Annotated in this window: 9 protein-coding genes; 5 read left to right on the top strand and 4 right to left on the bottom strand. The window is 66.8% G+C overall.

The genetic code is table 11. The features are described from left to right. Positions 1-44 precede the first annotated feature (44 nt). On the bottom strand, positions 45-713 hold the full coding sequence (gene mobF / locus AS96_RS07570; RefSeq protein ID WP_036287792.1) for a MobF family relaxase: 669 nt from the start codon (positions 711-713) through the stop codon (positions 45-47). A 112-nt stretch (positions 714-825) separates the two neighbouring features. Between mobF and AS96_RS07565 the strand changes: the two genes are divergently transcribed. From AS96_RS07565 to AS96_RS07550, 4 genes are all read left to right on the top strand, one after another. Continuing rightward, positions 826-1,191, top strand: a complete 366-nt coding sequence (locus AS96_RS07565; RefSeq protein ID WP_051498790.1) for an ArsR/SmtB family transcription factor — start codon at positions 826-828, stop codon at positions 1,189-1,191. 161 nt (positions 1,192-1,352) lie between these two features. Continuing rightward, on the top strand, positions 1,353-2,270 hold the full coding sequence (locus AS96_RS07560) for a cation diffusion facilitator family transporter (RefSeq protein WP_051498791.1): 918 nt from the start codon (positions 1,353-1,355) through the stop codon (positions 2,268-2,270). Between the two features lie 87 nt (positions 2,271-2,357). Then, positions 2,358-2,846 (top strand): Chromate resistance protein ChrB, encoded by a 489-nt coding sequence (locus AS96_RS07555; RefSeq protein WP_036287788.1) that lies wholly within the window; start codon positions 2,358-2,360, stop codon positions 2,844-2,846. Continuing rightward, positions 2,843-3,274, top strand: coding sequence for a chromate resistance protein ChrB domain-containing protein (locus AS96_RS07550; RefSeq protein WP_036287786.1), 432 nt, complete (start codon positions 2,843-2,845; stop codon positions 3,272-3,274). The genes AS96_RS07555 and AS96_RS07550 overlap by 4 nt, the downstream gene beginning before the upstream one ends. Here AS96_RS07550 and AS96_RS07545 read toward each other — a convergent pair. The 3 genes from AS96_RS07545 to AS96_RS15910 are packed head-to-tail and all read right to left on the bottom strand — an operon-like array spanning position 3,261 to position 6,101. Further along, positions 3,261-4,550, bottom strand: coding sequence for a chloride channel protein (locus AS96_RS07545; RefSeq protein WP_051498789.1), 1,290 nt, complete (start codon positions 4,548-4,550; stop codon positions 3,261-3,263). The genes AS96_RS07550 and AS96_RS07545 overlap by 14 nt on opposite strands. Positions 4,551-4,608: 58 nt before the next feature. Then, positions 4,609-5,862 (bottom strand): malate:quinone oxidoreductase, encoded by a 1,254-nt coding sequence (locus tag AS96_RS07540; protein WP_269319604.1) that lies wholly within the window; start codon positions 5,860-5,862, stop codon positions 4,609-4,611. 5 nt (positions 5,863-5,867) lie between these two features. Further along, positions 5,868-6,101, bottom strand: a complete 234-nt coding sequence (locus AS96_RS15910; protein ID WP_269319603.1) for a malate:quinone oxidoreductase — start codon at positions 6,099-6,101, stop codon at positions 5,868-5,870. A gap of 98 nt (positions 6,102-6,199) precedes the next feature. Between AS96_RS15910 and AS96_RS07535 the strand changes: the two genes are divergently transcribed. Next, complete coding sequence (locus tag AS96_RS07535) at positions 6,200-7,093, top strand: LysR family transcriptional regulator (protein WP_036287784.1); 894 nt, start codon at positions 6,200-6,202, stop codon at positions 7,091-7,093. Positions 7,094-7,137: the final 44 nt, after the last annotated feature.

The following is a 7,137-nucleotide window of genomic DNA, read 5'->3' as shown; positions in this document are numbered from 1 at the left end:
TCCTCTCCCGACGGTGAGGATGAACCAGCGGGACGATCCCGCCACTACCCATCTTGACGAGTGACCGCCGCCAGCTCGGGACTGGCGGCGATCACGGCCGTACCGAGCGCACGGATCGCGCCCTGCTGCTTGAACAACGCGGCCGTATCCAGCGCCCGCCACCTGCCCGCCGCCCACACCCGAGCGCCGACCTGCATATGAATGTGTCGATGCGGGTCACCCGCGCGCGAGGTGCGATGGGTGATCCCGACGACCTGCATGTGCTCGACCGGCACGATCTCCTGCTTCCCGCGCGGGCCGACCCGCGTCACGGAATGCTGACCGAGCCACCGCTGAATCTCCGACAGTGCGTCCTGCTGCGCCGCATCGAGCGCTTCGGACACCTCGGGATGGAGAGCCGCCGCGACCGAAAGCGATTTCGGCGCGTTGATCACCATCTCCGCGAACCGGGGCGACCCTCGCCGAACGTCGCCCGCCTTCCTGGGCGTGCCCATCTTCTCGCCCGTGTCCGGGTTGATCCAGTCCACCCAGCCCGCATACTCAGCAGAATCGAGCACCCGACGGTTCATCGCTTCGCCGCTCGCGTCGAGGGTGGTGTAGCTGATCCCGGTGGCGTCGCCGAGGTAGTAGTCGTCGGCACGGGAGCGGTCGGACTCGACATAGCGCAGCGCATCGGCTCCGGTGCCCCGGAACGGGATGACGCCGCCATGCATGTCGCCTACCTTCGAATGTTTCTAGAATAGAAACTGGTGTATTTACTACAGTAACATACGTCCATTCAGAAGAGAAGCGTTCATCGAGCTCGTCTTGCGTTAGTATCTGCGTATGGATGCAGATAAGCGGATGTGTGGGCTGGACCCGGAATCGGAGTACGTCGAGCTCGCGGTCGAAGTGTTCAGCATGCTCGCGGACGCGACCCGGGTGCGGATCATTCTCGCGCTGCGCCGTCACGAGGAGTTGCCGGTGAACACGCTCGCGGAACTCGTTGGAAAGTCTCCGGCTGGGGTGTCTCAGCATCTGGCGAAGCTGCGGATGGCGCGCATTGTTGCGACGCGGCAGGACGGGCAGCGGGTGTTCTACCGGCTCGAGAACGAGCACGCCTCGCAACTCGTGTTGGACGCGATCTTCCAGGCCGAGCACACGCTCTCTGATTCACCCCGGCACCACCACGGCGAGAAGGACCCCGCATGACCGCCCACGATCATGCTCAACCGCACGACGACAGTCACGCCGGAGCGCAGCACGACCACGATCACCCCGCCCCGCATGAGCACGGCGGTCACGGTCACTCGCATGATCACGGTGAGCACGGGCATTCTCACCCGACCGGATTCAAAGGGTTCCTCTACGGCATTTTCGTGCCCCACTCGCACGATGCCTCCGACTCGATCGATGACGCACTGGAGGCGAATGCCTCGGGCGTCCGGGCACTGAAGATCAGTCTCGTGCTGATGCTCGTCACCGCGATCTTGCAGGGTGTCATCTTCGCGTTCTCCGGCTCGGTCGCTCTCCTGGCGGACACGATCCACAACTTCTCCGACGCGTTGACGGCGGTGCCGCTATGGATCGCGTTCGTGCTGTCCCGGCGGGCGACGACTCGGAAGTACACGTACGGGTTCAACCGTGCCGAGGACCTTGCGGGCCTGTTCATCGTGGCGATGATCGTGTTGTCGGCGGTCGTGGCGGCGTGGGAGGCGATCGACCGGATGATTCATCCGCGGCCGATCGAGAACATCGGCTGGGTCATCGCGGCCGGTATCGTCGGGTTCCTCGGCAACGAGGCCGTCGCGATCTACCGCATCCGTGTCGGGCAGAAGATCGGCTCGGCCGCGCTCGTGGCCGACGGCGTGCACGCCCGCACCGACGGATTCACGTCCCTCGCCGTCGTGGTCGGCGGCATAGGCGTGCTGCTCGGGTTTCCGCTCGCGGACCCGATCATCGGTCTGCTCATCTCGCTGATGATCGCCGTGCTGCTCATCGGTACGGTCCGCTCCGTCGGGCGGCGTCTCATGGACGGCATCGAGCCCGAACTCCTCGACCGTGTCGAGCATGCGCTCGGGCATGTGCCCGAAGTGCAGGGCATCGAACAGGTGCGGCTGCGGTGGATCGGTCACCGTCTCTACGGCGAGGCCACCCTCCGCATCCCCGACGTGTCGCTGGCGGAGGCGAACCGGATCGCAGCCGACGCGGAGGCGGCGGTGAAGCGGCATCTGCCGAACATGGATGAGATGTCGATCCGTACCCTCGCCGCGATGAGGCGACCCCAGTGATCCGACGACTCCCCGAATGATGCGCTGTCTGGTCGCCACAGGCAATGTCGAGTTGACCGGGAAGCGGCAGCATCGGAGGATGAAACCATGGTTTCTTCAAGTGGGTGTGAGTGGGTGCTGCTCTCGTATCGCATACCGAGGGAGCCATCGACGCCGAGAATCGCGGTCTGGAGACGATTGAAGCGTCTGGGCGTGGCGCAGCTCGGCGACGGGCTTGTCGCGCTACCTCGGGACGCGCGGACGCAGGAACAGCTCGAATGGGTGGCTGAGCAGGTGCACGAGGCTGAGGGATCGGCGACGTTGTGGGTGGCGGCAGCGACGAGTGCCCGGCAGGAGCGTGACCTGATCGGTGAGCTTGTCCAAGCGCGCACGGCCGAGTATGCGGCGTTGATCGCTCGGGCGGTCGAGCTGGAAACGGCGAACGACGTGCCTGTGCGTGAGGTCCGGTCGTTGCGGCGCGAGCTGCGTGAGGTGGAGCGACGGGACTTCTTCCCTCCCGTGGAGCGCGAGCAGGCTCGTCGTGCCGCTCAGCGTCTCGCGGTGCGGGCGGGCCTGGTGCAGGAGCGCGTGCGATGAGGTGGGCGACTCGTCAGAGTGTGCACATCGACCGTGCGTCCTCGGCCTGGCTGATTCGACGCTTCGTCGATCCAGAAGCCGAGTTCGTATTCGTCAGCGATCCGGAGGACGTGCCGGGCGATGCGACCCCGTTCGATATGCGCGGCGTTGAGCTGGGGCATCACGGGCACGACTGCACGTTCGAGACGATTCTGCGCCGGTATGAGCTGACCGATCCGGTGCTGTGGCGGATCGGTGAGATCGTTCACGAGGCCGACCTGGAAGACGATACGTTCGATGCCCCCGAAGCGGCAGGGCTGGACGTGGTGCTTCGGGGGCTGTCGATGACGACGACGGATGCCGAGACGGTGGCTGCGGCGTCGATGCTGTTCGACGGTCTCTACGAGTACTATCGTCGATCATTGCTGGGGCGAATCACTCCCGCTTGAGTGCACGCTGGCGCAGCATGCGATCGACGGCGACTGATCCGGCCACGGCTACGAGCATGGGGATTAGGACCGCGGGGCCTTGTCCCGTGAATTCGACGACCAGCACGAGTCCGGTGAACGGGGCGCGCATCGTGACGGCGAGGACGGCCGCCGCGCCGACGATCGCGAACGCGACGGTGTTGGACCCGGGCCAGAACAGCGACCAGGTGCCGCCGAGCAGCGCACCGAGCGAGGAGCCGAGCGCGATCGAGGGCTGAAGCGTGCCGCCGACCGCGCCCGCGCCCATCGTGCCGACCGTGGTGGCCGTCTTCAGCACGGCGAAGACGAGCAGGAGCGCCAGGGGCATCAGCGCCGCCGAGGCGGTGCCTGGGATGTCGGTGTTCATGACGGCGAGGCCGACGGCGCGTCCGTTGCCGAGGACCTCGGGGAACCAGATCGAGACGATGCCGACGAGGCAGAAGATCACCGGCATGACGATGAGGATCTTCGCGCCCTTCGGGGCGATCTTCTTCGCGCGGTCGGCGAGCCCGAGGAACCCCACGCTCGCGAACCCGAGGAGGGGGCCCGCGATCAGCGACCAGACGAGCAACGACGTCGACATGACGGCGTGGGGCGCCGGGTAGAGCGGCTCCTGCGACACGGCGATGCGGGCGACGAATGTTGCGATCGCGCTCGTCATGAGGGCGGGCACCGCCGTGGCGATCGTGATCTCGCCCAGCAGGATCTCGACCGCGAACAGCGCGCCGCCCAGGGGCACGTTGTAGACCGCCGCCAGGGCGGACCCGGCACCGCAGGCGATGAGGATGCGCGTCTGCCTCGCCGAGAGGCTCGCCCATCGGGCGATCAGCTGTGACAGCCAGGCCCCTGCCTCGCGCGGCGCGGCCTCCTTGCCGATCGACGCGCCGAACCCGACCGCGATCACCTGGATGGCCGAGTTCAGCGGGGTGACGAGGGCCGGCATCCGTGCACCGTCCGCGGCCTTCTCGACGCTGACGACGGGCTTGCCCCATCGACGGAGCGCCCACCAGGCGAACGCGGCCACGACGCCGACGGCGGTGATGCTGATGACCCGCCCCCATGCCGAGGGGTTGTCGGCGGCTTCGAGTTCGCTTCCCCAGGAGAACCCGAAGGCGAAGGTCTGGATCAGGTGCAGAAGCGTCGCGACGAGGACACCGGCGAGCCCGGAGGCGATACCGACGATGAGGGTGGCGATCGCGAGCCGGGCCGAGCTGCGCAGGGTGGTGTCGCTGCGGCGGAGAAGACCGGGAATGGTCATGAGCGGATATTCCTCAGGAAGGGTTCGGGCCAGCGGGATTGCTCGCGCTGTGCAGCGTTCAGTCGAGATGGAGAGCGTCGGCGGTTCGCGCGGTGCTTTCGGCGACGGTCGCCGCATCCCAGGTCGTCGTGGTCATGCCGGGGATCGCGTCGGCGAGGACGCTCCGCCAGGCATCCCACTGCTCGGGGAAACCACGCTGGAGCAAGTCGAGCATGATCGGCACGGCCGTGGATGCCCCGGGCGATGCGCCCAGGAGACCGGACACGGTGGTGTCCGCGCTGATGACGAGCTCGGTGCCCTGCTGGAGCACGCCGATCCTGCGGCGGTCGGGCTTGACGAGCTGGGCACGCTGCCCGGCTTCGAGCAGTTCCCAATCTGCTAGGTCGGCTTTCGGGAAGAAGCGGCGCAGCTGGGCGAACTTCTTCTCCGGGCTTGCGGCGAGCTGTCCGATGAGGTAGCGCACCAGGGAGAGGTTCTGCAGGCCCGCCGCGGCGATGACGTGCAGGTTGTGCCAGCGCAGCGTGGTGAAGAAATCGGAGAGTTTGCCGTGCTTGAGCAGCTTGGTGCTGAACGTCGCGTACGGGCCGAACAGCAGGTATTCCTTGCCGTCGACGTAACGCTTGTCCAGGTGCGGCACCGACATCGGCGGAGCCCCGATCTCGGCCTGCCCGTACATCTTCCCGTCGTGCTGGGAGGTCACCTGCGGGTTGTCCGTGCGGTAGAACGCGGCGCCGACGGGCAGGACGGCGTAGCCGCGCACCTCGGGCAGCTTCGCGTGCTGGAGTAGGCGCAGCGCGAACCCGCCCGCACCCACGAACACCCGCTTCGTCCGAAGCGTGAACCCGGCACCGGCATGGTCGTGACCCGTGATCACCCATCCGTCGCTCGCGCGGGAGAGCGTACCGACTTCGCGCCCGGTGAGCGCCTCACCGCCGTGCTCGGTGATGATGTTCGTGAGCTGGCGGGTGAGTTCCCCGAAGTCCACGTCGGTGCCGCGCACGTGCCGGGTCGCCGCGATCCGCTCGCCCGTTGCCCGGCCCTGGACCGCGAGCGGTGCCCACTGGGCGATCTGCGCGGGATCTTCGCTGTACTGCATCTCCGCGAACAGCGGATCGCGGGAAAGTGTCTGGTGACGACGGCGCAGGTAGTCGACATCGCGGTCGCCGAAGACGACGTCCATGTGGGGGCTGGAATGGATGAACTTCGCCGGTTCAATCCTGCCCTCACGGGCCAGATGCGCCCACCACTGGCGCGTGAGATGGAACTGGGAGGCGATGCTCGCGGGCTTCGCACCGTTGTCCGGGTCGGGCATGTAGTTCAGCTCGCAGTACCCTGAGTGGCCCGTGACCCTGAGTGGCCCGTGCCTGCGTTGTTCCATGGGCCGCTGCTCTCGGTCGCGAGTGCGTCGGTCTTCTCGATCATCACGATCCGCCACTCGGGCTGCAGGACCGACAGCATCGACCCGAGCGTGGCCGACATGATCCCGCCCCCGATCAGCACCACATCCGCATCCGCGATGCGTGCTTTCGGCGTCGGCTTCCGTGTCTTCACGATCGGCTCCTTCTCTGTAATGTCCTGTCGTTGTGATTCCAGTTTTGCCATTCACATTCGTTCCGTCTAATGAATGATCGGGTTGTTATGATCCGTGTATGGATGAATGGGTGGGGCGGTTCGCGCCGCAGCTTCGCGCGCTCGTGGAGCTGGACGCGCAGGACGGGCACGTGACGCAGGCCGCGGCGGTGCTGCGGATTCCTCAGTCGTCGATGAGCAGGCGTCTGCATGCGCTCGAAGAGGAGCTCGGGGTACCGCTCCTGGTTCGGGATGGGCGGCAGGTGCGATTGACGCCTGCGGCGCGTGATCTCGCTGCGCGTGTGCGCACGCCGCTGCGGTTGTTGGAGACGGCATTGGAAGCGGTCACCGGCGCGGCTGACCCGGATCACGGCACGATCCGGTTCGGCTTCCCGCTCACGATGGGGACCGGGCGCGTGCCCGATCTGCTCACCGAGTTCCATCGCGTCCATCCCGGCATCCGACTGCTGCTGAAGCAGGCGCACGGGGCGGAGCTGTTTGAGGACTTGCACGCGGGCCGCCTGGACCTGGCGATCACGATCCCGCCGCCCGACGACCTGGATCACGTCATCCTCGCCGCCCAGCCGATCGTCGTCGCGCTCGCCGAGCAGCACTCCCTCGCGGGTCGGGCTCGGATCAAACTGAGCGAACTGCGGGAAGCGACGTTCATTGCGAACCCGGCCAGCTACCATCTGCGCGCCCTCACTGAGGCCTGGTGCCAGGGGGCGGGCTTCGCGCCGCGCGTCCTGCTGGAGATCACCGAGTTCGACACGATGCGCGAACTCATCGCCCGAAACCTCGGCGTCGCACTCCTGCCCAGAGCGCAACGCGACTATCCCGGCCTCACTCACATACCCCTGACGGGTTCGGAAAGATTCGCACGCGGAATTGCTCTGGCTTCCAGCCCTGCCCCGCTCACCGCGGCGGCGAACCGGCTGCACGAGTTCCTGATCGCCGGGTACGCCCGCCACTGATGCCCACACCACGTCACGCCGGGCACGGACCAGGCATGGGAGAT

It is taken from the genome of Microbacterium sp. MRS-1 (assembly GCF_000585455.1).
Classification (GTDB): Bacteria; Actinomycetota; Actinomycetes; order Actinomycetales; family Microbacteriaceae; genus Microbacterium; species Microbacterium laevaniformans.
The sequence above is the reverse complement of the archived record's forward strand: the minus strand, read 5'-3'. Positions and strand labels throughout refer to the sequence as shown.

What these genes read in the sequence shown, in the direction of transcription:
- mobF (WP_036287792.1), bottom strand. Translation starts at nt 713, where the DNA reads ATGCATGGCGGCGTCATCCCGTTCCGGGGCACCGGAGCCGATGCGCTG.
- AS96_RS07565 (WP_051498790.1), top strand. Translation starts at nt 826, where the DNA reads ATGGATGCAGATAAGCGGATGTGTGGGCTGGACCCGGAATCGGAGTAC.
- AS96_RS07555 (WP_036287788.1), top strand. Translation starts at nt 2,358, where the DNA reads ATGGTTTCTTCAAGTGGGTGTGAGTGGGTGCTGCTCTCGTATCGCATA.
- AS96_RS07550 (WP_036287786.1), top strand. Translation starts at nt 2,843, where the DNA reads ATGAGGTGGGCGACTCGTCAGAGTGTGCACATCGACCGTGCGTCCTCG.
- AS96_RS07545 (WP_051498789.1), bottom strand. Translation starts at nt 4,550, where the DNA reads ATGACCATTCCCGGTCTTCTCCGCCGCAGCGACACCACCCTGCGCAGC.
- AS96_RS07540 (WP_269319604.1), bottom strand. Translation starts at nt 5,862, where the DNA reads ATGCCCGACCCGGACAACGGTGCGAAGCCCGCGAGCATCGCCTCCCAG.
- AS96_RS07535 (WP_036287784.1), top strand. Translation starts at nt 6,200, where the DNA reads ATGGATGAATGGGTGGGGCGGTTCGCGCCGCAGCTTCGCGCGCTCGTG.